A 24,371-nucleotide genomic window follows, 5' to 3' on the forward strand; every position below is an offset into this window, starting at 1 on the left:
TGATCTCCCTTTGTTCCCTTAAGTTAAAATTAAAGTGCTACGAAAAGATCGTTGCCCGTTCTTTGGGCGTTGGCAAGTTTAATTAATTCTGCCTTGTACACTGAAGACGTATCCGCGCTTTGTACCGCAAAACCCTGTGCATCAATCTGGAATGCAGGCAGGTTATCAATGGCGATGGTATTTCCCAAAGCATCAATATAGTCTGTTTTTGCGATATTTGTTGCAATCGTACTGCTATCTACTTCCGTTTTTGTTTCAGCATCCGCATCAAACTTACCATTTGAATTTAAATCTTCATAGGTATATGTTTTTGTTGTGGCTAACTGGGTCGTTGTATAAGTTTTTAATCCTGCATTAACGGTAATGTTTTGGAAAATCGCATTGGTACTGCCACCCGCAGCTACAATGCTTTTATATGCATAGAGTTCAGAACCATTGGCCGATTTTGCAATTAATTCCCAGTCCGTTGTGTTCAAATCATTAATCGTACAATATTTTGCGAATTCAGTTCGGGACATTGTCGTATTTAATCCCTTAAAATCAAGGGCCATGGCGACGTATGCCGGCTCATTGGATGCTGTTAAATCAACAACAGGGTTTTTTGCTAAAACTTCTCCCGGCGTATACTTTGCAGCGGCATCTTTATCCCAGTTTGTTTCAGTTAATTCACCCTTAATATTTGAAGTACTGGTAAACTTATTTTCCAACTTATCTGTCGTTGTACTCAAATACGCTAAGGTTGCACCCACTGCGATAATTGCCAGTAAGGCAATAACGGTAATTCCCTTTGCCATTTTTTTGACGTTCATTTTTTTACCCTCCATTTTGGATTGAATTTTATATTTAAAAAGTCCATGCTTTTTTAAATCCTATTCCGATCTCAAGCTTATGTATAGTATAATTCCCAGCTGTCACACCGTTGTCACATCTAAGTATTTATAACTTTTTTTATTCAATATTCACCGCCGTTTCTGACGTTACCACACTTGCCATGCCACTGAAATCATCAATCCCCCAGGCCCCCTTCAAAGAAGAATTCCCATCGGCATCCTTTTGACCAGCCGCTATACCTTCTGTGAGAACCTGGAGTTCAAAATGGGTATTTTCCGGTAGCTTACCCGTATAAGTAACCGCGGTAATTAAGTTCGTAGTCGTACTCCCAGGTGTTACAGCTTCTGTGTAATAATAGTAGCTTTCCCCACCGCTATGATCGACCACCCATTTAGAATCTGTACCAAAGGTGTAATTTACCTTCCCAGCCATATCCACCGGCACCACCTGTCCGGCGTATTCAGTCCCATCGTTGTATCGAAGAATCGGCACTAACCGAACCCGTACATAGGTATCCACGGTTTTATAGTCGGGTTTATCTAAATTCTTAATGGCAACGGTCTTTGACACTGTGGGATTGTCTGCTGTCATTTCTGTGTAATGATTCACATTCTCATCAGCGTTTCCCGGGTTTTCTAAATCCTGGGTTTTATCCCCACCTGTCTCAATCACACTCACATTCACATGTCCACCATCAAAGGCGTTTACCATGGTTCCGGTGACAGCGCTTAATAGCGCAACTGTGCCGCCTATCATTAAAAAAGCGATGGCAGCAATCATGAGGAAAAGCTGTTTTTTATTATTTCTTAGATTTTTTATGAACTGCTGCATTCTTTTTCTCCTTTCCCTTCTCTGGTGTCTCCTCTTTAAATAGAAGATCCGGTACGAAGGTAAGTACCAGCACCACCAGGATAGTGGTGATCAGGATGATCATTCCCTGCTGGGTTTGGGCGTAAACGGCCAGGTACCCAAGCATTGGAACGGTAAAAGCCGGCTTGCCGACCAGGTTTTCATAGGATACACTCCCACCGTCCGGCGTGTTATTGGCATCTCCCTTCGTGTAGAAACATTGATTTTGTGTATCAATGGCAATGACCCGGTGGGTAACCATGGTATCCGCACTAATTTTAAAGGTAATGGGATCACCCGGCTTCACCGCATTGGCATCTGCCTCTTTAACGAAGATCAGACTTCCCACATGATAGGTGGGTTCCATACTCCCACTGAGTACGGCCAAAGGTGTCATCCCAAGGAGTCGTGGCAGCATCATAATGGCAGCCAACCCTACTAAAAGTATCAAGATGATTGTTGTTAAGATATTATAGGCTTTTCTCATTGGGGTTTGTCGTCCTTCTTCGTTTTATGCCCCCATAATAACAAGGTCAAGTCACATCATGGTCACAACGCATTTTTTCATTCCCTAACCTGCGATAATTTCTCTATTTTCTCCTTGTTATATGATTTCATTTAAAGTATAATAAAGCCAAGCAACTTGTGTGTACATGTTTAGGACTTAAATTCAAATCACAAAAAAGGGGAGACTGTCAATGAAAAAGTTAATAATGGAAAACAAAGAGCTTTGTATGTCTTGTTTAAGCTGCGAGCTGGCCTGTGCCGAAGCCTTTTATAAGGCTCCGGTATCAGAATACGCCTGCATTCAGATTAACAAAAAGGACGACGGCACCATCAAGCCCAGCCTATGCGTGCAATGCGGTAAATGCGCCAGAGCCTGTGAAGCTGGCGCCATTACCCAAAATAAAAAAGGAACCTACATCCTGAACAAAAAGCTCTGTGTGGGCTGTTTGAAGTGTGTGGATGTCTGTCCCTTTGGTCTTATTGTGAAAGCTGATCATGTGGAAAAGCCTTCAAAATGTATTGCCTGCGGCATTTGTGTCAAAGCCTGTCCAGTGGATATTCTGAAGGTCGTTGAATCCTAATAAGGATTTGTCAATTTTTTTCAACAGAAAAAGGATGATTGCATAAAAAAAAACACCCACAGATGTCCGGCATATAAAACCAGTTAAGGTCGACTTGACGCGAACAGCAAAGCTGTCCGCGGAGCGGAGCCTAAAATGGATTTATATGTCGGACATCGACTGTGAGTGATCTCTTGTGCAATCGTCCTTTTTACGCTATTGATTTACTGATTATACTTTTCTTCAATCGCCGTAATTTCGTCCAGACGGCGTTGGTGGCGGCCACCTTCGAATTCGGTATAGAGCCATTTCTTCACAATGGCCTTTGCCAGTTCCGTTCCCAGCACCCGTCCGCCTAAAACCAATACGTTGGAATTATTATGGCGTCTGGTCATTTCAGCCATATATTCGTTGGTACAGAGGGATCCCCGAATTCCCGGGATCTTATTGACGGCGATAGAAATGCCCACGCCGGTTCCACAAATGGCAATCCCGCGCTCAGCCTGGCCCCCTGCCACGACCTCAGCAACCTTTTGCCCGTAAACGGGGTAGTCCACCGACTCCTCATTCTCAGGACCCAGGTCCATATATTCAATTCCTTCGTCAGACAGCAGAACCTTGATGACTTCCTTTAGCTCATATCCGCCGTGATCTGATCCAATGGCTATTTTCATTTGACACCTCGCAACCTTTGATGGGCTTATTATAGCACACCCCTTCTTTTTTCCAAAGCGCAAAGATTAGAAACTTTGATAAAGTAAGTATTGGTCAAATACCTTAAATAAACTGGTATCCTGCGGATTTATACAGACGGTTGATAATGGCCAGGGTGTCATTGGTCACCGGAATGTCCTCGGCAAAGATATGCTTAACCTTCATTTCATCAAAAATACGCAGGCGATCAAAGAGATTTCGGCCCATCTCCCCTGGATCCTCCCGGCTTCCCAGGGAAATGATGATTCCCTTATGATAGTTTCCCATGGTTTCATCCGTGGCCAAAATCCCGATGCTGGTATCGCCATTCTTGGCCAGAACCTTAATATGGCTTGAAATCTTCGCCACCCGTTCTTCATCGGTCCCTTTAACAATAAGAACCTCGCCTTCCGGGGAGTAGTGGGTGTACTTCATTCCCGGAGATTTGACCTCCTCGGGAATGATATTTTCTGTAATGTTGGGAGAAATATCCACCTCACCAATAACCGCCGTCAAATCCCGGACGGTGATTCCTCCGGGACGCAAAAGGGTGGGTGGCTCAGTGGTCATATCCACCACGGTGGATTCCAGGCCCACCTCCACATCCTCCCGGATAAGGATGGCCGATACCTTCCCAAGCATATCTTCTAAAACGTGCTCCCCCTTGGTAGGGCTGGGGCGTCCGGAAATATTGGCCGAGGGTGCGGCAATGGGCACCCCGGCTTCCTGAATCAGGCGGTGGGCAATATCTCCTGAAGGCAGGCGTATGGCCACCGTGGAGAGCCCTGCGGTGACTTCCTCTGGGATGATCTCCCCCCGGTCCATGATAAGGGTCAGGGGCCCAGGCCAAAAAGCATCCATCAGAGCCCTGGCCTTTTCCGGAACCTGGGCGACCAAGCCGTCCACGGCCTCCACCTCCGCAATATGGACGATGAGAGGATTATCCCCGGGACGGCCCTTCGCTAAAAATATTTTTTTGACCGCTTCCCCATCTAAGGCATTGGCCCCCAATCCGTACACGGTTTCCGTGGGGAATACCACAGTTTCACCCTGGCGTATGAGCGCCCCCGCTTTTTTAAGACTTTCTGTAATGGATGCATCATCCATTTCTAAAAGCAAGGTCTCCATGTTATCCCTTCTTTCTGACTGTATTAACTCTCTGCACTATCTAATAGTGCCTGCTTCATCTCCCATAGGGATTTTGATAAGTCCACATGATAGACATGGGGATTGATCATCCGTTTAAAGGTTGGCCACAGGGTTTTCTTTTCAGCCACTAAATGAGCCTTACTCTCGGCAATGGTGGGAACATCATAAACCTTTTTCCCATCTACAAAAATAGGGACCAGGAGTTCCTTTAGATAATAATCCGTGATGGTCCGTTTTTTCCAGGTATGCATGGGGTGGAAAATGGTTAAGGGTTCATTTTCATCAATAACCTCATCCCCCAGGCACAGCAAATCCGCCAGGGCCATGTTGTTACTCTTGCCATAAATCCGATAGATTTTCTTATATCCGGGATTGGTGATTTTCCAGGGATCGTTGGAAATCTTGATTTTAGGCTTTCCATCGATTTGGGCCATCTTGTAAACCCCCCCCAGGGCCGGGCAATCGTAGGCAGTAATAAGCTTCGTCCCAATTCCCCAGGAATTAATCTTCGCCCCCTGAATTTTCAGATCCTTAATGAGATACTCATCCAAATCGGAGGAAGCAACAATGACCGCATCGGTAAGGCCCTCCGCATCTAACATCTTTCTGGCCTCTGCAGTGAGGTAGGCTAAGTCCCCGGAATCAATGCGAATCCCGTAATTCCCGGTAATTCGGCCATCAGCCAGGCATTCCTTAAAAACCTGGATGGCATGGGGCATTCCCTGCTCTAAAGTATTGTAAGTATCCACCAATAAAACTGCGTTCTGGGGATTATATTTTACAAATTTATAAAAGGATTCAAGCTCCGTATCATAACTTAAGACAAAGCTGTGGGACATGGTTCCCATGGAGGGCTTGCCCAACATCGCTTCCGTTTCCACCACCGAGGTTCCGGCACAGCCACCAATAACGGCTGCCCGGGCGCCAAAATACCCGGCCTCGGTACCATGGGCCCGGCGCAGTCCAAATTCCATCACTGGGTCGCCCTTGGCTTCCTCGACGATACGGGATGCCTTGGTGGCGATCAGGGTCTGATGATTGATGATGGACAAAATGGTGGTCTCTACAAGCTGAGCCTCAATGAGGGGCGCCTTCACCCGGATAATGGGCTCAAAGGGAAAGACAACCGTTCCTTCTGGTACGGCATAGAGCTCACCGGTAAACCGAAAGCTGCGTAAATAGTCGATGAAGCCATCGGAGAATTCAGGATGGTTCGCCTTTAAAAGCCGAACATCTTCTTCCTCAAAGGCTAACCCTTCAATATATTCGATAACCTGTTCAAGTCCAGCTGCCACGGTGTAGCCGCCACCAAAGGGATTATTCCGGATGAATACGTCGAATACGGCGATTTCGTCCTTCTTACCATCTTCTAAATACACGTTTCCCATACTCAGCTGGTATAAATCCGTGGCCAGCTGAAGTTTTCTTTCAAATTGCATTTCTGTCTCCTATTCTCCTGCTCCATATCCTTCAATCAATTCTAATCTCAATCCACTTGGCTTACTGTCTTTTTCTGCACTTCCTCTCCATAGCAGGCAAAGCCATTTTTTCCCAGCTCTTTGGCATGGTACATGGCCTGATCTCCATGGCTGTACAAGGTTTCAAAATCCGTTCCATCCCTGGGAAAACAGGCAATCCCAATGCTACATCCCAGGGGACTGCCATCCGGTAATCGAATGGATGATACCCGTCTCAAAACATGACGGGCTCGAGCGGTAACATCATCCGCTTCTCTCAGCTCCTTCATCAATACAATGAATTCATCGCCGCCGATCCGCCCTACAATGTCTGAGGCTCTAAAAATTTCCGTTAGACTTTTCACCAACTCCATTAAGATTTGATCGCCGTAGGCATGGCCAAAATGATCATTGACCTGTTTGAAGTCATCAATATCAATGAGGAGGAGGCAATGGGACGAGCCCTGCCGAAAGTTAGATAATAATAAGAGGGTCTCAATTTCTTCCCGTACCGCTTTTTTATTAAAGGCACCCGTTAAAGGGTCCCGCCGGGCGTGATCCACTAAATTATTTTCCCGACATTTTTGATCCTCAATATCACTAATAATTCCAATAATTCTTTGGGTTTCACCACCGTCATCCTGAATACCCACCAATCGGATTCGACTCCAATGTGGCTGACCATCCCCGTAGATAAAGCGAAATTCCTCCTCAGCAAATTCCTGTCCACCCAGAATCATCATCACCATCCCCTGGAAAGACAAGGCCTCGCTGTCCACCACTATGCTGCCATTTTCAATCATCTCCGGGGTGGGGGTGTATCCTAAAGCCGCCCACCATTTTGTGGAGGTCTGTACTTGGGCACATCCCAGGTCCCATTCAAAATATAAAACGTCCATGGCGTCAAGGATGACCTGATTGCGCAATTCCTCCATGCGGATGGCCTCACAGTAGGCATCTTCAATCTGCCCTTCCATTTTTTCTCTGAGACAAATAACGCGCATAAGTAGTAGGGCAAAGGCAATCATATCTAAAATTAATGGTGCTAACGACCAAAGGGAGGTATCCCATGTCCGTCCATTGATGATATTGCTCACCAACACGATCAGCGAAACCACCATCAGACACAAACACGCTAAAGCGATTTTATAATTTCGATCCCTCTCAATTTTAAAAATCTCTTTTTGTTTCTCTTTAATTTTCATTCCACTCTCCATGGAAACATGGGCTCCGCTCCCCCCAGCTGGACCCCGCCAAATATGTATACTTATTTTATTTTATCACTCTCTTTTCTTTTTTTCAATGGTGAACCTTCACTTCCCAAATCTTACAAAAAAACCGACAAAACAAAGAATATTCTGTCGGTTTATTATTCTATTGGAGGATTGGCTTAACAATCAGCCTTGGTAATTTCAATGGTTGCGTCATGACCGTTTAATCCAAAGACTTCACCGCCGCTGCCCACCGTTAAGCTTTCAGCCAAAGTTTCCTGCTTAACAAAGTCGGCATAGGCCGTAATGGCCGCCACTAAAGCATCATCCCCACTGTAGGTGATATGGATATGGTCCATGACCTCATAACCGTTGTTTTTACGCATCTGCTGCACCTTGGACACCAGCTCCCGGGCCAGGCCCTCGTCAATTAAATCCGGGGTCAGCCCGGTGTCTAAAATAACGAAGCGGTTGCCCTCGGTCTGGACATTGAAGCCAGGTTTCGCAGAAATACGCACATCCACCATTTCCAGGGTTACCTCGATGGTTTGTCCATCCACATCCACCGGAAAGTTTTCCCCGGCTTCCGTGGCGGCCACCAGGGCCGGAGCATCCACGGTGGCCATGGCCTTGCCCAGGAGCTTCACGTTTTTCCCTAAAATGGGGCCAGCCACTTTAAAGTTTGGCTTGATGGTATAATCCATAAAGGCGCCCAAATCATCCTTAAAGACCACTTCCTTGATGTTCAGCTCTTCCTGCATCAAACCCACCAGATTTTTAAGCATGTCCTTATACTTGCCATCGATGATGACCTCGGACAGGGGCTGGCGGACCTTGATTTTAGCATCCTCTCTGGCACCGCGGCCCAGGCTGACCAAATCCCGGACCAGGTCCATGGGGCCTTCGACTGCATCGTCAATAAGGGCCGCATCTGCCACGGGATAATCTGCCAGGTGGACGGATTCCTCTCCGGTAAGGTCGCAGTAAATTTCTTCACTGATATAGGGCGCATAGGGGGCGCACAGACGGCTTAAGCCCTCCAACACCTCGTAGGTGGTGCGGTAGACCGCCTGCTTATCCGCACTCATGCCGGATTCCCAGAAACGGCGGCGGTTGCGACGGATGTACCAGTTGGACAGATCTTCATTGACAAAGAACTGGATTTTACGCACCGCTCGGGTGAGGTCGTAGTGGTCCATTTCCTCGGTGACTTCCTTGACCAGACGGTTGTATTTAGATAAAATCCACCGGTCGATTTCCGGGCGCTGGTCCACCGGCACATCAAAGGTTCTTGGATCGATGCCGTCAGTATCGGCATACAGGGCAAAGAAGGTGTAGGTATTCTTTAAGGTATTAAAGAACTTGCTGCGCACTTCCTTCAGACCCTCCACATCAAACTTGGTGGGGGTCCAGGCCGGGGATACATAGAGCAGGTACCAGCGCAGGGCGTCTGCGCCGTATTCGTCAAAGAGCTCGAAGGGGTCCACAGTGTTTCCCTTGGACTTACTCATCTTCTGGCCCTCGGCATCTAAAATCAAATCGTTGACCAGCACATTCTTATAGGGTGCCTTTCCCGTGACAAAGGAAGAAATGGCCAGCAGGGAGTAGAACCACCCCCGGGTCTGGTCGATGCCCTCACAGATAAAGTCTGCGGGGAAAGCGTCGGCGGGTAAGGGGGGGATATCCGCATCCTTGGGATTTTGCCCGTCCTTAAGCTGGGAAAACGGATAGTGCTGCTGGGCAAAGGGCATGGAGCCAGAGTCGAACCAGCAGTCAATGACATCCTTCACCCGGGTCATCCGGCCGCCGCATTTGGGGCAGGTCAGGTGCACATCATCCACATAGGGGCGGTGGAGTTCAATATCCTCAGAAATATCCTCCATGGCCTTCTCTGCCAGCTCTGCCCGGGAGCCCACAGAGGCCAGGCCATCACAATCCTCATGATCACAGCGCCAAATGGGCAGGGGTGTCCCCCAGTAACGGCTACGGGAAATCGCCCAGTCGTTCAGGTTTTCCAGCCAGTTGCCAAAGCGTTTTTCCCCCACAAATTCCGGGAACCAGTTGACGCCGTCATTGTTTTTAATCAGGCGGTCCTTAATCTTGGTGATTTCAATATACCAGCTGGGCTTGGCGTAGTACACCAGGGGTGTCTTACAGCGCCAGCAATGGGGGTAATTATGCAGAACCTTTTCCTTTTTAAAGAGGACCCCTTTATCCTTTAACCATTTAATGATTTCAATATCCAGGCCCTCTTCCATGACGAAGTGGCCCTTCCATGGCGTAGCGGTGTAGGCCCCGTCCTCTCCCACGGGCTGCAGCACCGGCAGGCCGTACTTCCGGCCCACCTGGTAGTCGTCCTCCCCAAAGGCCGGGGCGATATGGACGATCCCGGTGCCATCGTCGGTGGTGACGTAATCCGCACAGGTCACATAAAAGGCTTTGCCCTTGACGGGGACATCTGAGAAGGGCATGAGACGATTGTATTCTATCCCCTCTAAATCACGCCCCTTCATTTCTGCAATAATTTCATAATCCTCACCCAGCAGTCTATCCGCCAGTACCTTGGCACAGATGTAGGTTTCACCATGACTAACGGCCTTAATGTAGTCCGCCGCCGGGTTAACCGCCAGGGCCACGTTGGCCGCTAAAGTCCAGGGGGTCGTGGTCCACACCAGGAAATATTCATCGGCGTCAGAGCGCTTAAAGCCCACCACCACGGTATTGGTCTTAATTTCCTGATAACCCTGGGCCACCTCATGGGAGGCTAAGCCGGTGCCACAGCGGGGGCAATAGGGCAGAATCTTATGCCCTTCATAAATAAAGTCTTCTTCAAAAAATTTATTCAGAATCCACCATACGGATTCAATATAATCATTATCCAGGGTAATATAGGGATTTTCTAAATCCACAAAATACCCCATGCGCTTGGTCATTTCACGCCATTGGGCCTCGTAGCTAAACACCGAATCCTTACATTTTTTATTAAATTCAGCAATCCCATAAGCCTCGATTTCTGGCTTACTGGAAATTCCCAGCTGCTTTTCCACTTCAATTTCCACCGGCAGGCCGTGGGTATCCCATCCCGCCTTACGCAGGACCCGTTTGCCCTTCATTACCTGGTATTTACAAACCGAGTCCTTTAAGGTCCGGGCGATAACATGGTGGATCCCCGGGCGGCCATTGGCCGTGGGGGGGCCTTCGTAAAACACAAAGTTTTCACAACCCTCACGATTGTCAATGGACTTCTGAAGGATATCCATATCCTCCCATTTTTTTGCGATACACGCTTCGGTTTCTTTCACCGGAGCCGTTTTTAATTCTTTAAATACAGCCACTCGTTTTCCTCCTACAAAAAAGTAACGTCCCTTGTACAAAAGTATTGTACAAGGGACGATAATAGACTTGTTTTACCGCGGTACCACCCACATTAATACGGCATTCTCCGTATTCACTCATTCTCCATTTAACGGTGGCCCGAGATATCCTACTTCATCAAGTTCAGATATCCTGCTCCAAGGTGATCTCAATGGGTCCTGCCTGGGCCCCCTTCCACCATACGGGCGGCCTCTCTGTTCTGCATTTTGCCATTGCGTCCTTTTCCACGCATTTATATGCTTACTATTTCCATATTCTAACATGAATCCAATGAAATGCAAGGGAAATTTCCATTATCTGGACTTCTCTCTGCTTTTTCAGGTATAATAAAAGCAACCAAAATAAGGAGTGTGTGAAAAAATCATGATCAACATTGCCATTTGTGATGATAATCCATTAGATCTGACCCAGCTGGAAGGGAGCATCTTAACGCTTTCCAAGGAATTAGGCCTTCCCGTTTGCCTGACCACTTATCCTGATGGCAAAACCCTGCTTGCCCACTTGGACCATACGGATTTTACCGCCATTTTCCTGGATATTTTTATGGCAGATTTAAATGGTATTGACGTTGCCCAGGCCATTGCAAAGCGGTCTGATGCCTTTATCATCTTTACAACCACCAGCTCAGAATTCGCTCTGGAGGCCATTGATCTGGGTGCGGTCCACTATCTGATCAAACCCATCACTGAGGAAGCCCTCCGGGAAGTCTACCGCCGCTGTGCCGCCCGTACTACCAAGCGCCGGGATCCTCTTTTGGAAATAACAGTGGATCGGAGAAAACTAACCCTTTTTCAATCGGATATCCAATACATTGCCGCCAACAACAAAACCTCGATTATTTATACCTCGATGGGGTCCTACCGCACCTACGAGGCCATCCACCACCTCGCCAATCGTCTCGATACCGAACGTTTCATCGTCCCCCAACGCAGCTATATTGTTAATCTGGATTATATCAGCCGTTTTCAGAAAACCCGCATCACCCTGAAAAACGGTCAGGAAATCACCGTTGGCCGTCAATCCCGAAACGAGGTGGCCAACCGCTACACCGACTATCTGGCAGGTATTGTACGGAGAAACGTCCTATGATGGTCCTGCTTTCGGCCTGTCTGGGGTATTGGGTACAGATTTTACCCTCCATCCTTTTGCTGGTCTTCTTATTTTCCAATCGCCTGCGTTTGACCGGGGTGCCCTTGGTCCTCGCCTTAATGGGCATTGTTTTAATTCCTGGGGTATTCTTTGCCATTACCGCTAATTTTTTACCGGTTTTCCTTGGTGATATGCCGACAGAACAAGTCCGATTCATGTGTTTTGCTTTTTTCATGATTCTAACCTATCTGTCCCTTCTCCCCTTTTTTGACGAATCCCTGTCCCGCAAGCTTTTCTTTTTTGGCGTCGTCTGCAATTACTCCCAGGTTATTTCGACCCTGGCCATGCTCATTGAACGCACCGGTGCTGTTCAAACCATCAGCTCCAACAGCGATTTTTTTTCCATGACGAACTCCCTTATTTCTGTTTGGCTGCTGGTTTTCACCTTTCCGTTTGTGTTTTATATCCTTAGCCGACGCTACCCCCTTATTCTGGAATCTGTTTCAGACCGGGTCTGGGGATGGCTGGCCTTTGCCAGTGTCATTGAATTTGGCCTTTTATCCTTTGGCGGTCTCCTCCTTCCCCTGACCGCCTTAGACGCCTTCAGCCTTTTCGCCATGTCCGGGATCATTCTGAATATCGTGCTCCTTTATGTTTATGTCTATAGCATCCTTAAAAACGCCTGGCAACAAACCCAAAAAGCTCTGGAGGAAAAACAGGCCCGCTTTCTGCTGGACCTTCAAACCCAACGAATGAAAGATCTGCGTCAAGCTATTGCCGATACAAGACAATCCCGCCACGATCTGCGTCATCATCTTCAGGCCTTATCCACTTTAGCCGCCCAGGAGGATGGCCATACTGCCCAGGAGCGGCTCCGCCACGTCCAGGATTACCTAAAGTCCTACACAGAAATGATTGATCAGCGGGAATTCATTCCACTGTGCCATAATCTACTGGTGGACAGTCTTCTGAATTATTATCGCAGTAAAGCGCTGGATGCCCAGGTTTCCATTGAAATCCACGCTAACCTTCCAGAGATGTCCATGATTCCAGATCCCTTGCTGTGCATTATTTTGGGGAATTTATTGGAAAATGCCCTGGATGCCACAATGGAACTCCCTCCAGGTGAAGGCCGTATTCAAACCATCATCCAAACCCTGGGAGAGAACCTCATCATTACCGTCGATAATACCTATAGTGGTGATTTAAACCTTCAGGGAAATACCTTCCACAGTACTAAAGCCACTGGCTCCGGGCTGGGACTCATCAATGTCAGCCATACCGCTGAGAGCTACGGCGGCAATGCCCTTTTTGACGGAAACGGTCAAACCTTCCACGCTTCGGTCATTCTCCCCATTTGTGGTCCCTGCCCCATTTTCGAAGAACAAGCATAAACTGAACCCATTAAAAACTTTTAAACTGAACCATCCAGTGGTTCAGTTTTTTAGTATAATAGAATGAAACAAACCAAACACAGGAGGCCACACCATGACCATAAACACTAAAAAATGCTGCTACACTGCCTTGATGATTGCCATCACCTTCATTATGATTTATATCATCAAAATCCCCATTCCCAATGGCTATATCCACTTAGGAGATGGCGCTGTCTTTCTTTGCGGTTATATCCTTGGGCCCATCCTCGGAACCTTTGCGGCCTGTGTCGGCGCTGCTTCTGCGGACTATTTCTCGGGTTATGCCATCTACATCATCCCCACCATCTTAGCCAAGGGCACCATGGCTTGGCTCACCGCCTGGGCAATGACCCAGCCCAACCTTAAAAAGGGGACTCAGATGGCCGTTCTCTTTGGTGCCAGCATCGTCATGGCCCTTATTTATTACCTTTCAGAGGTCATAATGTACGGTAACGCCCTATCTCCACTGGTCAACATTCCCTTTAATCTCCTCCAGGCAGCGGTTGGCCTTGTCATTGCCGTATTGCTCTTCAAGCCCTTACGCCATTTTCGTCTGGTCGAAATTAAGGCCATTTCCACCACTGAATAAATTTATGCTATAATGAATCCAATCCTACGGCATAGAATTTGAACTAAGAGGAGGAAGCATAATGATAAAAATCGGTATTTTGGGCTACGGGAACCTGGGGCGGGGCGTGGAATGCGCCATCCGCCAAAATCCAGATATGGAGCTTGTGGCCATCTTCACCCGACGTCCCCCGGAAAGGGTGACTATTCTGACAGAGGGCGTCCCGGTCCGCAGCATTGAAGATGCTCCGGCTTTTAAGGATACCATCGACGTCATGATTCTCTGCGGCGGCAGCGCCACCGACCTACCCCAGCAGACCCCGGATTTTGCCAAACACTTCAATGTGGTGGATAGCTTTGACACCCACGCCAAAATTCCAGAACACTTTGCAGCAGTGGATGAAGCCGCCACAGAAGCGGGACATGTTGCCCTTATTTCCGCAGGGTGGGACCCCGGCCTTTTCTCCCTCAACCGGGTTTATGGCAATGCCATCCTTCCAGAAGGCAAGGACTATACCTTCTGGGGAAAAGGTGTCAGTCAGGGGCACTCCGACGCTATCCGACGTATTGATGGCGTGGTGGATGCCCGTCAGTATACGATCCCTGTGGATGCCGCTTTAGAGGCCGTGCGCAGTGGTGCCAATCCTGAACTTTCCACCCGGGAGAAACACACCCGGGAATGCTTTGTCGTTGTTGAAGAGGGCGCAGATCAAGCTGCCATTGAAGCTGAAATCGTCGGAATGCCCAATTATTTTGCAGATTACGACACGACCGTCCACTTTATTTCTGCTGAGGAGCTGGCCCGGGACCATCAAGGAATCCCCCACGGTGGCTTCGTCATTCGCAGCGGTGCCACCGGCTGGGAAAATGAGCATAAGGCCGTAGTAGAATACAGCTTAAAGCTGGACTCCAATCCCGAGTTTACCGCCTGTGTTCTGGTCGCCTGTGCACGGGCCGTTGCCCGCTTTGCTGCTGAAGGGGCCAATGGCGCTAAGACGATCTTCGATGTGCCACCCGCTTACTTGTGCGCTGGTGATGGCGCCGATTTGCGTAAGGGTCTCCTCTAAATTCTCGTTTAAAAAACAGCCGCATGCCATAGAGGCCTGCGACTGTTTTTTTAATCCGACGGTTCTTCGGTTCATTTTATGCTATTTGTTAAAGACGTTAATGGCCGAAGCAGTGTCAGAGAGCCAGTTCCAATTCTTATTTTCATTGACAAAGCTAACCACCGTGTGGGTTCCATTGGCATAGGCCGTATATTTTGTAGTGTCTGACCATGCACCCGTGGTGCTCTTCGGGTTTTTACTGTCCTCTATCCCCATAAAGGTATAGAGACCATTTGCGTTGGCTTTCTCACTGCTCGCTCCGATGAAGAAGCCCAATCCATCCGTCATACTAGCATCTGCCCCTGTTTGATTAAAGGCATTTTCCCCCAGTTTTTTGCTCATTAAGGTATATTTTGCTGACCATGGTGTTTCCTCACTCACTTTGTAGTACCCTTTCTTCAAGCCTGAAATCAACCGGGAATCCGACTTGCTTGTGCCATTGGCATCAAAGCTAATGGTTTCATAGAAGGTTTCCATCGGTTTCGTATCCGTCACCTTTTCATAGCGTTCCACCTTATAGATAAAGGTTTGATTCGCCCTTTGTTTTCCAATTGAGGTGTACTGGCTGTCGATGCTTTTACGAAGTTCAATCTGTCCTGGTACAATGTGTACCACAAAGCGTCCATAAGTCTTTCCTTTGAGTTCTGCTGCATCTGCCTGCTGGATATCTCCAACAAATGATTTTCCAGTATTTGAAGCAAGGACCGTATGGGTTGTCCCACCAGAGACATTGCCACCAGTATTGACCGTGCTGCTCTCTGTCGAAATACCGGCATCATAGGATGCTTTTAAATAGTAGGTTGTACTAATCTCTGAATCGGACAGCCGATCTTTGCCATTGATCGAATGGATGGTGCCTTCAGGGTCTACAGCCTGTGTGCAGGCTTCATCTTTATACCAGGTTACCCCAATGTGATCCAACTCACCCGCATAATTTTTATAGCCTTGCCCAAACAAACACTTTGCCATATTGTCCGAGGTCAGAGTCATATCGTCGCCAAAGAAAATTGTCTTTTCGGCATTGTCCACGGTCAGTGTTGATTTGACATTAACCGTTGGTTGAGGAAAATAAGCCGTTCCAACCTCACAGGAAATATTTGACTGGCTGCCATTGGTGGGAATGTTATTCCCGCCAATATAATCGGCTTTCGCTTTAACAACAAAATCCTTGGACCATCCTTTGACCGTTCCAGACTGGGCTTTGATGGTTTGATTATTCCAAGTCACAATGGTCGAGCCATCACTTCCGGTGGTAATACTGGCACCATCCGCCATTAGGCGCTGTTTTTCTGCCTCAGATAACTCAAATCGAGGATCAATCACATCTGAGACCATCGCACCATTAATACTTTTTCCCATATTGACGGTAATGCTGTCAAATAAGGATTTTAAAGAATCCACACTATCGGCTGTCATATAATAACCGGGATCAGAAGCGACTCCTTTCATGTAGTCATCAATCATCTTAACGGTGGCTTGGGTATTGACGTTTCCCTGGATAATGCTTCCATAATAATTGGCCGAATCAAAGACCCCCAGGGAATAAATACTCGCATTGTTGTTTGCAACGATACTATCAGTAGCATTAATGGCCCCCTGGGCAACCCCATTGTCAAAAGAGCTATACTGTGTCGGGACCCCATCCGTTAAGAAGACCACCATCTTCTCCCGACCAGATCCCTGATTAACATTTTCCCAGACTGCGGTATTCTCTAAAAGGGTTTTCGCATTACTCATACCGGCCGCTGAATTGGTTGCACCCCCGGCATTGAGACCATCAATCCAAGAATTGAGTTGTGTATAAGAACCCGGGTTTCCAATACGTAAAAGGGACTTATTATCACTTCGGATTTTGGTAGTGGCACTCCCCGAAAAGGTAACAATACCAATCCGGCTGTCGGGACTCTTGGTTCGAACACTATCCACAAAAGCCTTGGCGGAACTGCGAAGGGCCGCTATCTTTGTTGTATATGAACCATATTGACGACTATATAATTCGGCCTCACTTGCTGGCTTTTGAACCCAGCTCGAAGTGGCCGTATCGTAATATGTGATGTAGTAAACATCACTCCATCCAAGGGAAACCTGTTCATAAATGCCACTGGCTGTTTTAATAAAATAGGCATTTCCATAGGACAGTGATGTACTGCTGACCTTTTGATACGTCTGGAATGTATCCCCCATACTCCCTGAAACATCCAGCACCAGCACAATATCATATGGCGTGGTGACTGTTGACGTTTCAGTCATTAATGAGCTGGCATCCAAATGTATCGTATAAGTCCGATCGTCCCAGCTGTTGACGGTGGCGGTTTTATTGTAGGATAAACTTTTATTGATATCCTGGACTTCAGCGCTTTGGATGCTCATCGCCATGTCATCACTGGTGACGGCTTCTACAGGAGGGGCTGCCTGGAGTGCCATACGTTCTGCTTCCTGCACCCTGTTGACACTGGCATTGCTTTCTTCCAATGATTGGGTTCCTAAAAAATCCATCCGGTGTGTTTCCGCATTGACCGTCACATTTTGGGCAATGATATTCCCATTAAGACTGGCCCCCGCCGTCACGGAAGCTGCTGGTGCCAGGATGGAAGCCGTCACTGGTTTATTCGTATGAATGGTCCCTGCGTACTGGCCATCTAAAGCCGTACTATCGTACACATTCAGTAAAATCCGCCCCCACTTAAAATTTGAAGTCTCATCAATTCCTACTGGAACATCCCCAGCCATCATTTCAATTTGTGGCAATGTAATACTGCTCTGACCGGCTGCATCCACATTGATGATCAAACAGCCCGTCCCCTCTTGAGTAAATCCCTGTACCTTAAAGGCTGCATCCGCATTTTGCAAATCCGTGACAGGTATGGTCATTGTGTTGATCCCAGAGGCATCGCCAATAGTGATTACGGGATTACTCCTATCCGCTTTATAGTCCACCGAGGCCCCTTCGAGGTTCTCATATGTCGTGGATTGCTTCACCACATTCTTATAGAGAGACTCTAAATCGACATATTTAACCGTTTCGCTGTCCTTCCCTAAAACCCCGGGGCGATCGAGCTTAATCCCCTGCAACCTGAAAGCATCACCCGTATCCGCTAAATCAACCGTATTGTTATTTCCGACATACAGCGCAGTGGATTCCTGAGCGCCCATAGTGGTATTGGCGACTTTGACCGTTCCAGCATAAGACACCTCTTCCTTCAAGTCTTTGCTTCCGAAACCAGCCTCTGCCGTAAGATTGCCCGCTAATATATTCCCATCCGTGTCGGCTTTCAAAATCGCATCCCCAAAGGCGACAATATGAAAATTCCCAGCAATTCCTAAGGGACGATTCAGATATGCCTGTGACTGCTCAAAATTTTTCGCGGCATCGTCCACATAAATATAGTGCAAATTATTATTTTTATAATCACTGGTTCCCGTGAATTCCGCTGCCCTTACGGGTATAGTCGTAAAAATCAAAACAGTAACCATCAAAATAGTTCTAAGAATAGCAGGTCCCATTCCCTTGTTCCTTAAACGGCTCATGTCATCATCCCTCATATTTCATATTTGTCAATCATCTCGTTCTTTTCTGATCCTCTTATTTCCTTTATTATATGAATTTGAATCACAAGAGAGTCACAAATAAGTTTAGTTTAAGGAACCTTTCAAAAAACGGAACACACCGGCTTAAAACAGGCATGTTCCGTTTATCTCTTTATTATTTAGTTTGACAAATTCCATTTAATGCATTATTTTTTAAATACATTAATGGCAGAGGCCGTATCAGAAATCCAATTCCAATTTTTATTTTTGTTAACAAAACTGACTTGAGTTCGCGTCCCGTAGGCCACTGTATTATATTTTTCGCTATCCATACATTTTTTCGGTGTATCCCCTGGGTTCCTGTACTGAGCATCCTCTAATCCACTAAAGGTTTTTAGTCCAGTGTTTGCATCCCCTTGGATCACTTCACCGATGGCAAAGCCCCTTCCAATTTCATTTTTTTCCTTTGATAGAATGGAAGAACCGAAAGCCCTTCCATCGAAAGCGGTTTCTTTATCCCCCATTTTTGTTGTATGACTTTCCAATCCATATTTAGCCGACCAATCGATCTCTTCGGTAACCTTGTAGTAACCCTTTTTCAATCCCGATATCAGCCGGGAATCCGCCTTCACACTACCATTATTGGCATCAAAGCTAATGGTTTCATAGAAGGTATCCGTTGGGGTATGATCGCTTGCTTTCTCATAACGTTCGATCTTATATACAAACGTCTGGTTGGCATTTATTTTACTGATATTACTATACTGCGTATCAATTGTTTTATTGATTTGGATTTGGCCTGTCACAATATGCAGCGTATACAGTCCATAAGGTTTATCCTTCAGGACCGTATCATCCTGCTTTGTGGTGTTTCCAATAATGGTCCTTCCGCTGTTTTTCGCATCCACACTATAACCAGCGTTGGCATCCCCGGCAACCTTCTCATGGGTCGCCTCTGTGCTGGCCTGTGTTGGATCTCCAGCATTATAAGTCATTCGCAGGTACTGTAAAATTGTATTCTCATCGGCTTTTAACTGAGTTGCTTGGTTTATTTCAGTAATGATTGCGGTGGGATCTGAGGATGAGACCCCTTCAACATCAGCACTCCAGTATGCCGTCAATCGATCCGCTGAAAGCTCTCCATCGTAATCCTTATATCGATTTTTAAAGAGGATATCAATCAATGCTTCGTTGGAGAACGTGTCAGGATCTCCCCAGAAACGGGTTTCTTCCAGGTTATCGAATTGTGGTTCAGCTTTAACATTGACGCTGGGCACTGGAAATTTCACTGTCCCAATGGCTGTCTGAACATAAGCTTCCACCGTATTTGTCGTAATGGCATTTCCACCAATAAAGTCGGCTTTTGCTTTTATCATAATCGATCGCGTCCATCCCCCCAGGGTTGGATCGTTAACCTGGGGCAATTCCTGGTTCGTCCACTCCACATAGGTACTGTCATCCGTTATATGGAGGGTGCCGTCAGCGACTGTCGCCCCATCGGCCAATGGATTGCCTTGCGCATCAACCACCACAAAGCGATGATCGATGGTATCGACAATTTTTTGTGCTGCCAGAGTATCCTTATTTTCTGAATCCCTATTGGCCGGACATGAGGCATAGAGATTTAACGTATAGGTTCGGTCATCCCAATTAAGCAAGTCCGCCGTTTTCTTGGTCAGAATTTCTGATTGGTTGGCAATGGTGGTCACCCGATTGCCATCCATTGTACTCAACGTTACCGTCCCGTCATGATCTATTGTAACGTTCCACTTGTCCGTACTGGGCTTGTACCCCACTGGTGCGTATTTTTCCAGTAACGTATAACCGTCTGCACGCCATTTAATATCAGCAAAGGTTACCTGACCGCTATCATCCGATACCTGGGTATCGATTTCTTTCTCCGTTCCGTCGCTGTCCGTGTAGGATAGGGTGAAGGTTGCCCCGGCCAGAGGCAACTGCGTGTCGCCATCGACCTTTGTGAAAGAGAACGCTCCCCGGGGTAAATCATAGCCCACATCATCCATACGCACACTATCACTATTGGTTAAAGTACCATCCCCTAAAACCCCGGATTGTCCTGCATTTCCCGTTGTTATCCTATAGGGCTTACCTTCTGGGGGCGTTACCGTAACGGTATAAGTGCCGTAGGGCAAAAGTTTTGAGGTATAGGTCCCGTCATTGCCGGTGACCTGTGTATCAACAACCTCTCCCCTTTCGTTGGTCATCAAAATACTCGCGCCGGCAATATACCCATCATTATCGGATGGATTATAAATGCCATCACTATTTTCATCCTCAAAAACGAAACCCGTGATATAGCCATTTTGATCCAAGCTATCTTCAAGTTTAAAATCCGCAGTCTCTCTGCTGCTTTCCGAAAAGGTCCAATAGTCAATGGCTGCATTGTTTCCTCTGGCATCCTTATATGCGGATGCACCCTCTTCACTGTTGGCAGCCGTAAAGCGCCATTGACTTTCCCCATCCCCTAACTTTTTATTTTGACTACTTGCCAGGGGCACATTATTATAATAAACATCCCATTCTTTCCCTGCATTATTGCCGTTCGTTAATTTGTTTTTTATGCCATTGGGGTTGTTTTCCACATCAAACATCAGGAAATGGTATTCTCCCCCCTTTGTAATCAGTGTTGCTGTATAGTCTGTCTCTTTATTCGGAGGATTACCATTGGCATCCTTACCATCCCAATGAACCCGATTTTCACCGATTTGAGCATCCCCGGACAACACTACCGTATTGTTATCCCCAAAGTTGATTTCAATTTGATAGGAGCCGGCATTTGAGCCCTCGTCCTCGCGATTCATCGTAAACAGAAAATCCCCGCCTTTGCCCACGCGGCCAACACCTTCTTGATCCCCATACATAAACCGCAGAGAACCCTTTTGAACTATCGCTGTACTTTCTAATGTGGGGAGCACCGTCCTTGGCAAATCCTTGCTTGGATCATTAAAAAACACCTTAAAGGTTCGGTTAGAGGCATCATTTTCTTTTGCAGGGGAATAATACCCCATATTTCCTTCTAATTCTCCCATTTCTGCTTTAGAAATATCTTCTGCAAAGGCTGAAGCGTAAGCTGTTTGCTGGGTTTTTGTATTGAACAATCCGCGATTATTTCCAAAAAATAGGAATCCGTAGGGTTCCATACCATTAAAATCTGTTTGATAGATATAACCATCGTAAGTTACAACGTACACCTGGCTTTTCAGGGGAATATTATTCGCCCCCATATTTAAGCATAGATAATCGGTATATACGCGACCGGAAATAGGATTGTCATTATTGGTTACCGTAATATCCCAGGCTGCAACAGACATACCATTTTCCGTCCACGCCGCATCGTATTGGGCCTTCGTTGGGTTCCCCACTTCGTTCTTTGTGGAATGAAACTCAAAAACATAAACCCCTGTGGTCGTGGCCGTAAAGGAGTGGGCAGGATATCCCCCCTTCCCGGCTAATGCTGCAGGGCCCGTCGATTCCTGGGCAGGTGTTTCAATATACCCCTTGCTTTGAGTATTGGTATAAGTCGTCGTATTCCCATTGGGGTCTTTAATGGCAATATCCCCTCCCGCTAACTCTGATTTTGTCACACTGCTGCCAAAATAGACCGTTTCCCCCTCTTTTACAAAAGCCTTGATGATTTGATGCCGCAGGAGTCCGGAAGTTGTTTTATTGGCCCATTCTGTATAAGGACGATATCCACCGTTTTCCACAAGATCCGCACTTCCCTCAGCATGGACCCTTCCACTAAAAAATATGAACATTGTTAATAGCAGAACGAATCCAATCATTCCTTTAATGATGGGCGTCTCTATTCTAATACGCATCTACTTTCCCCTTTCATTCCAATCCTTTATTGTTTATTAAGCTTTTTTCGCATCCTTCGATTTTCCTTAAATCTTATCAAGAATTAGTCACATCGGAGTCACAGCCCAATAAAAAACCACCCCATCAAAGGGTGGTCAGACTGTCGACAAACCCAGGTCAGGGTGATGATAAAAATACGAGAACCCCGGCGCCCCTGCGGGCAGGCGTTTTGGTTGCCATCAAATCAAGAAAGCAAACCCGCCTTAAACCTGATCAAAACCGAAGGTTTTGCGCACTGACGACTGAGGGCTTTCCCTTTGTTCATCAGCGCTTGGGGTCCGGGGTGAATCTTTTTTATCCTCTCCCTGACCGCGCTAAGGCACTTTGTCTACGCTTTGACCACCCCATCAAAGGGTGGTCACTATAATTGTGTCAAGCATTCGGTAACATTTTGAAACGTTCCAATCAGGGCACCATCCACGGCCTTCAATACCCCCTGCCATTCGGCATGCTTTCGGGTCATCATAATCAGGTCAATGGTTTTTACCTTTCCGCACATATTCAGAATTTCCGAAGATTGATAGAAGTGCTGGGGAGTGCCACAGTAGGAGACCGGGGCTCCCATGCCGGCTTTGAAACTGCGAATGATTTGACTGGGCTGGGGCTTTCCTATTCGGTTAAAGGCCTCATCCACCTTTATGATAAATTCCCCAATACCATCAAAGGGAATGGCTTCCTCCAAAGCGATGCCAACGAGTCGCCCAGTGAAGCGATCGACCCTTTGCTCGTCTATACAGATTCGGACGCAATTATCTGGAATTTGCCGTTCCTTCATTTCAAGACCTCCGGCTGCCACTTTTGCCCACGCCGTTCCTTTTTCTCGGCAGCGTATCCATCTCCTGTAAGCTGTAGCTTAAGCGTGTTTTGGGCTTTTTTTTTGTATTATAATAATTCCTTTCGATGCGCTCCATGACCATTTTGGCCGTTTCGTACTGGCAGGTGGGTAACAGCACGATAAATTGGGAGCCGCTATACCGGGAGATAACATCCCCAGAGCGCAAACTCCCCAGGAGTACGTCCTCCAAAGTGTCCATCCCATCGCTGATAATACTCAGATAAACGGGACTATCCACAGGGATTTCAACCCGGGGTATGACGGTGATCAAGCCGATATAAACGGAAATTCCCAGGCGCCCAGCTCTTCGGATTTCCAAATCGTAGGTTTTTTTAAAAACCCCGTATTCACACAGAAATGCCCCGGACTCAGCATCCTCACGCAGATCCCGCTCAATGGCGGCAATGTCCATTTCCTGGTCGTGGGTCTGTTTCAACAAATCCTCATATACCCGGCGCAGTTCTTCAGAGGGGGCAATCCCCAGGCTTTCGTAGAGAAGATTTTCAGCGTGCTTGTATTGCTCCATTGCCAATTTGGGTTTGCCCTGGAGCATAAGTCCTTTTACAAAGGCGGTATGGATGTCTTCATCCAGGGTGTCCAGTTTTAAGACCTCTCGACAGCACGCTGCCATCTCGCTATATTCTCCAAAATCCTCTAAAATCCCCAGGCGATTTTTTGCTGCCTCTAGGTATTGGGAGTGGTAGTAAGTCGATAATGAGGCCACCCAATGCTCCCCCGCAAGCTTCGGCATAAACATTCCTTTATACAAGGCCATGGCACTGCCATAGTCCTCGGCCGCAGCCTTTTTAGTCTGTGCCGCCTTTGCCCGCTGGCAGAGTCGATCGAAATCCTCGGCATCGACTTCTAGGATGTACTCTGAATTCCAGGCATAAGAACCACGCCCGGTGAGAATGAAAGCATGGTCTCCCCAGGTTTTTTTAATGAGTGCCCGAAGGCGGTACATGAGATTTTTCAAGGCTCCTGCGGGGTTGTCGCTCTTTTCATCTGGCCATAAACTTTCGCAGATTTCCTGTACCGTCATTTCTTTATCACGGTGGATGATGATATAGACTAGAAGCTTGGTCAGCATTTCAGAGCGGATGCGGTCTTCGTCCAGTGTTCCCCCCAACCCTTCCAAAATAAATCGGCTGAACATTTGGACTCGTAAGCTATTTTTCGTCATTACACTTTTCCTCTTTACAAAGATATGTAATTTATTATACCTTAACCTTCCTTAATTCCCCTTGGATTTATGGGCTAATTTGGTCATAAAATGCGCAAAAAAAGCCTGTGTACGTTCTCAAATCCTAACGTACA

General features: G+C 47.0%; 17 protein-coding genes and 1 other annotated feature. Of the genes, 5 read left to right on the top strand and 12 right to left on the bottom strand.

Annotated features, from left to right (window positions below; all coding sequences use genetic code 11):
* Positions 1–29 precede the first annotated feature (29 nt).
* The 3 genes from BLU30_RS09085 to BLU30_RS09095 form a co-directional block, all read right to left on the bottom strand.
* The gene (locus BLU30_RS09085) at positions 30–809 is read right to left on the bottom strand and encodes a hypothetical protein (RefSeq protein ID WP_090245678.1); all 780 of its coding nucleotides are present in this window, start codon (positions 807–809) and stop codon (positions 30–32) included.
* A gap of 139 nt (positions 810–948) precedes the next feature.
* Positions 949–1,662 (bottom strand): hypothetical protein, encoded by a 714-nt coding sequence (locus tag BLU30_RS09090; protein WP_090245680.1) that lies wholly within the window; start codon positions 1,660–1,662, stop codon positions 949–951.
* A complete protein-coding gene (locus tag BLU30_RS09095) occupies positions 1,631–2,167 on the bottom strand; it encodes a signal peptidase I (protein ID WP_090245682.1) in 537 nt (178 codons plus the stop codon). The genes BLU30_RS09090 and BLU30_RS09095 overlap by 32 nt, the downstream gene beginning before the upstream one ends.
* A gap of 211 nt (positions 2,168–2,378) precedes the next feature.
* Here BLU30_RS09095 and BLU30_RS09100 point away from each other — a divergent pair, with 211 nt between their 5' ends.
* Positions 2,379–2,768, top strand: coding sequence for a 4Fe-4S binding protein (locus BLU30_RS09100; protein ID WP_090245684.1), 390 nt, complete (start codon positions 2,379–2,381; stop codon positions 2,766–2,768).
* Between the two features lie 203 nt (positions 2,769–2,971).
* Here the strand turns inward: BLU30_RS09100 and rpiB are convergent, their stop codons facing one another.
* From rpiB to ileS, 5 genes are all read right to left on the bottom strand, one after another.
* Positions 2,972–3,421, bottom strand: a complete 450-nt coding sequence (gene rpiB, locus BLU30_RS09105) for a ribose 5-phosphate isomerase B (protein ID WP_090245686.1) — start codon at positions 3,419–3,421, stop codon at positions 2,972–2,974.
* A gap of 103 nt (positions 3,422–3,524) precedes the next feature.
* Entirely contained in the window at positions 3,525–4,568 is a 1,044-nt protein-coding gene (locus BLU30_RS09110) for an L-threonylcarbamoyladenylate synthase (protein ID WP_090245688.1), read from the bottom strand.
* A gap of 23 nt (positions 4,569–4,591) precedes the next feature.
* A complete protein-coding gene (locus tag BLU30_RS09115; RefSeq protein WP_090245692.1) occupies positions 4,592–6,028 on the bottom strand; it encodes a nicotinate phosphoribosyltransferase in 1,437 nt (478 codons plus the stop codon).
* Positions 6,029–6,075: 47 nt separating this feature from the next.
* Positions 6,076–7,251: a GGDEF domain-containing protein gene (locus BLU30_RS09120; protein WP_176770886.1), complete on the bottom strand. Its 1,176-nt coding sequence runs from the start codon at positions 7,249–7,251 to the stop codon at positions 6,076–6,078.
* Between the two features lie 185 nt (positions 7,252–7,436).
* The gene (ileS, locus tag BLU30_RS09125; protein ID WP_090245695.1) at positions 7,437–10,592 is read right to left on the bottom strand and encodes an isoleucine--tRNA ligase; all 3,156 of its coding nucleotides are present in this window, start codon (positions 10,590–10,592) and stop codon (positions 7,437–7,439) included.
* A 48-nt stretch (positions 10,593–10,640) separates the two neighbouring features.
* Positions 10,641–10,868: a binding site (T-box leader), on the bottom strand.
* Positions 10,869–10,995: 127 nt separating this feature from the next.
* Here ileS and BLU30_RS09130 point away from each other — a divergent pair.
* From BLU30_RS09130 to BLU30_RS09145, 4 genes are all read left to right on the top strand, one after another.
* Complete coding sequence (locus BLU30_RS09130; protein WP_090245696.1) at positions 10,996–11,721, top strand: LytR/AlgR family response regulator transcription factor; 726 nt, start codon at positions 10,996–10,998, stop codon at positions 11,719–11,721.
* The gene (locus tag BLU30_RS09135; RefSeq protein WP_090245698.1) at positions 11,718–13,115 is read left to right on the top strand and encodes a sensor histidine kinase; all 1,398 of its coding nucleotides are present in this window, start codon (positions 11,718–11,720) and stop codon (positions 13,113–13,115) included. The genes BLU30_RS09130 and BLU30_RS09135 overlap by 4 nt, the downstream gene beginning before the upstream one ends.
* Positions 13,116–13,209: 94 nt before the next feature.
* The gene (locus tag BLU30_RS09140) at positions 13,210–13,725 is read left to right on the top strand and encodes an ECF transporter S component (protein WP_090245700.1); all 516 of its coding nucleotides are present in this window, start codon (positions 13,210–13,212) and stop codon (positions 13,723–13,725) included.
* 61 nt (positions 13,726–13,786) lie between these two features.
* Entirely contained in the window at positions 13,787–14,770 is a 984-nt protein-coding gene (locus BLU30_RS09145) for a diaminopimelate dehydrogenase (RefSeq protein ID WP_479691031.1), read from the top strand.
* A gap of 81 nt (positions 14,771–14,851) precedes the next feature.
* On the opposite strand, the gene BLU30_RS09150 is transcribed toward BLU30_RS09145, so the two are convergent.
* From BLU30_RS09150 to BLU30_RS09165, 4 genes are all read right to left on the bottom strand, one after another.
* Entirely contained in the window at positions 14,852–18,337 is a 3,486-nt protein-coding gene (locus tag BLU30_RS09150) for a VWA domain-containing protein (RefSeq protein ID WP_176770887.1), read from the bottom strand.
* Positions 18,338–18,543: 206 nt separating this feature from the next.
* Complete coding sequence (locus BLU30_RS09155; RefSeq protein ID WP_090245705.1) at positions 18,544–22,179, bottom strand: SpaA isopeptide-forming pilin-related protein; 3,636 nt, start codon at positions 22,177–22,179, stop codon at positions 18,544–18,546.
* Positions 22,180–22,580: 401 nt separating this feature from the next.
* Positions 22,581–22,994: a hypothetical protein gene (locus BLU30_RS09160; protein WP_090245707.1), complete on the bottom strand. Its 414-nt coding sequence runs from the start codon at positions 22,992–22,994 to the stop codon at positions 22,581–22,583.
* Between the two features lies 1 nt (position 22,995).
* Positions 22,996–24,237, bottom strand: a complete 1,242-nt coding sequence (locus BLU30_RS09165) for an AfsR/SARP family transcriptional regulator (protein WP_090245709.1) — start codon at positions 24,235–24,237, stop codon at positions 22,996–22,998.
* Positions 24,238–24,371: the final 134 nt, after the last annotated feature.

It is taken from the genome of Eubacterium barkeri (assembly GCF_900107125.1).
GTDB classification, from domain to species: Bacteria; Bacillota; Clostridia; order Eubacteriales; family Eubacteriaceae; genus Eubacterium_O; species Eubacterium_O barkeri.

What these genes read in the sequence shown, in the direction of transcription:
- BLU30_RS09115 (WP_090245692.1), bottom strand. Translation starts at nt 6,028, where the DNA reads ATGCAATTTGAAAGAAAACTTCAGCTGGCCACGGATTTATACCAGCTG.
- BLU30_RS09120 (WP_176770886.1), bottom strand. Translation starts at nt 7,251, where the DNA reads ATGAAAATTAAAGAGAAACAAAAAGAGATTTTTAAAATTGAGAGGGAT.
- BLU30_RS09145 (WP_479691031.1), top strand. Translation starts at nt 13,787, where the DNA reads ATGATAAAAATCGGTATTTTGGGCTACGGGAACCTGGGGCGGGGCGTG.
- BLU30_RS09160 (WP_090245707.1), bottom strand. Translation starts at nt 22,994, where the DNA reads ATGAAGGAACGGCAAATTCCAGATAATTGCGTCCGAATCTGTATAGAC.
- BLU30_RS09130 (WP_090245696.1), top strand. Translation starts at nt 10,996, where the DNA reads ATGATCAACATTGCCATTTGTGATGATAATCCATTAGATCTGACCCAG.
- BLU30_RS09155 (WP_090245705.1), bottom strand. Translation starts at nt 22,179, where the DNA reads ATGCGTATTAGAATAGAGACGCCCATCATTAAAGGAATGATTGGATTC.
- rpiB (WP_090245686.1), bottom strand. Translation starts at nt 3,421, where the DNA reads ATGAAAATAGCCATTGGATCAGATCACGGCGGATATGAGCTAAAGGAA.
- BLU30_RS09090 (WP_090245680.1), bottom strand. Translation starts at nt 1,662, where the DNA reads ATGCAGCAGTTCATAAAAAATCTAAGAAATAATAAAAAACAGCTTTTC.
- BLU30_RS09165 (WP_090245709.1), bottom strand. Translation starts at nt 24,237, where the DNA reads ATGACGAAAAATAGCTTACGAGTCCAAATGTTCAGCCGATTTATTTTG.
- BLU30_RS09140 (WP_090245700.1), top strand. Translation starts at nt 13,210, where the DNA reads ATGACCATAAACACTAAAAAATGCTGCTACACTGCCTTGATGATTGCC.
- BLU30_RS09085 (WP_090245678.1), bottom strand. Translation starts at nt 809, where the DNA reads ATGAACGTCAAAAAAATGGCAAAGGGAATTACCGTTATTGCCTTACTG.
- BLU30_RS09135 (WP_090245698.1), top strand. Translation starts at nt 11,718, where the DNA reads ATGATGGTCCTGCTTTCGGCCTGTCTGGGGTATTGGGTACAGATTTTA.
- BLU30_RS09150 (WP_176770887.1), bottom strand. Translation starts at nt 18,337, where the DNA reads ATGAGCCGTTTAAGGAACAAGGGAATGGGACCTGCTATTCTTAGAACT.
- BLU30_RS09100 (WP_090245684.1), top strand. Translation starts at nt 2,379, where the DNA reads ATGAAAAAGTTAATAATGGAAAACAAAGAGCTTTGTATGTCTTGTTTA.
- BLU30_RS09110 (WP_090245688.1), bottom strand. Translation starts at nt 4,568, where the DNA reads ATGGAGACCTTGCTTTTAGAAATGGATGATGCATCCATTACAGAAAGT.
- BLU30_RS09095 (WP_090245682.1), bottom strand. Translation starts at nt 2,167, where the DNA reads ATGAGAAAAGCCTATAATATCTTAACAACAATCATCTTGATACTTTTA.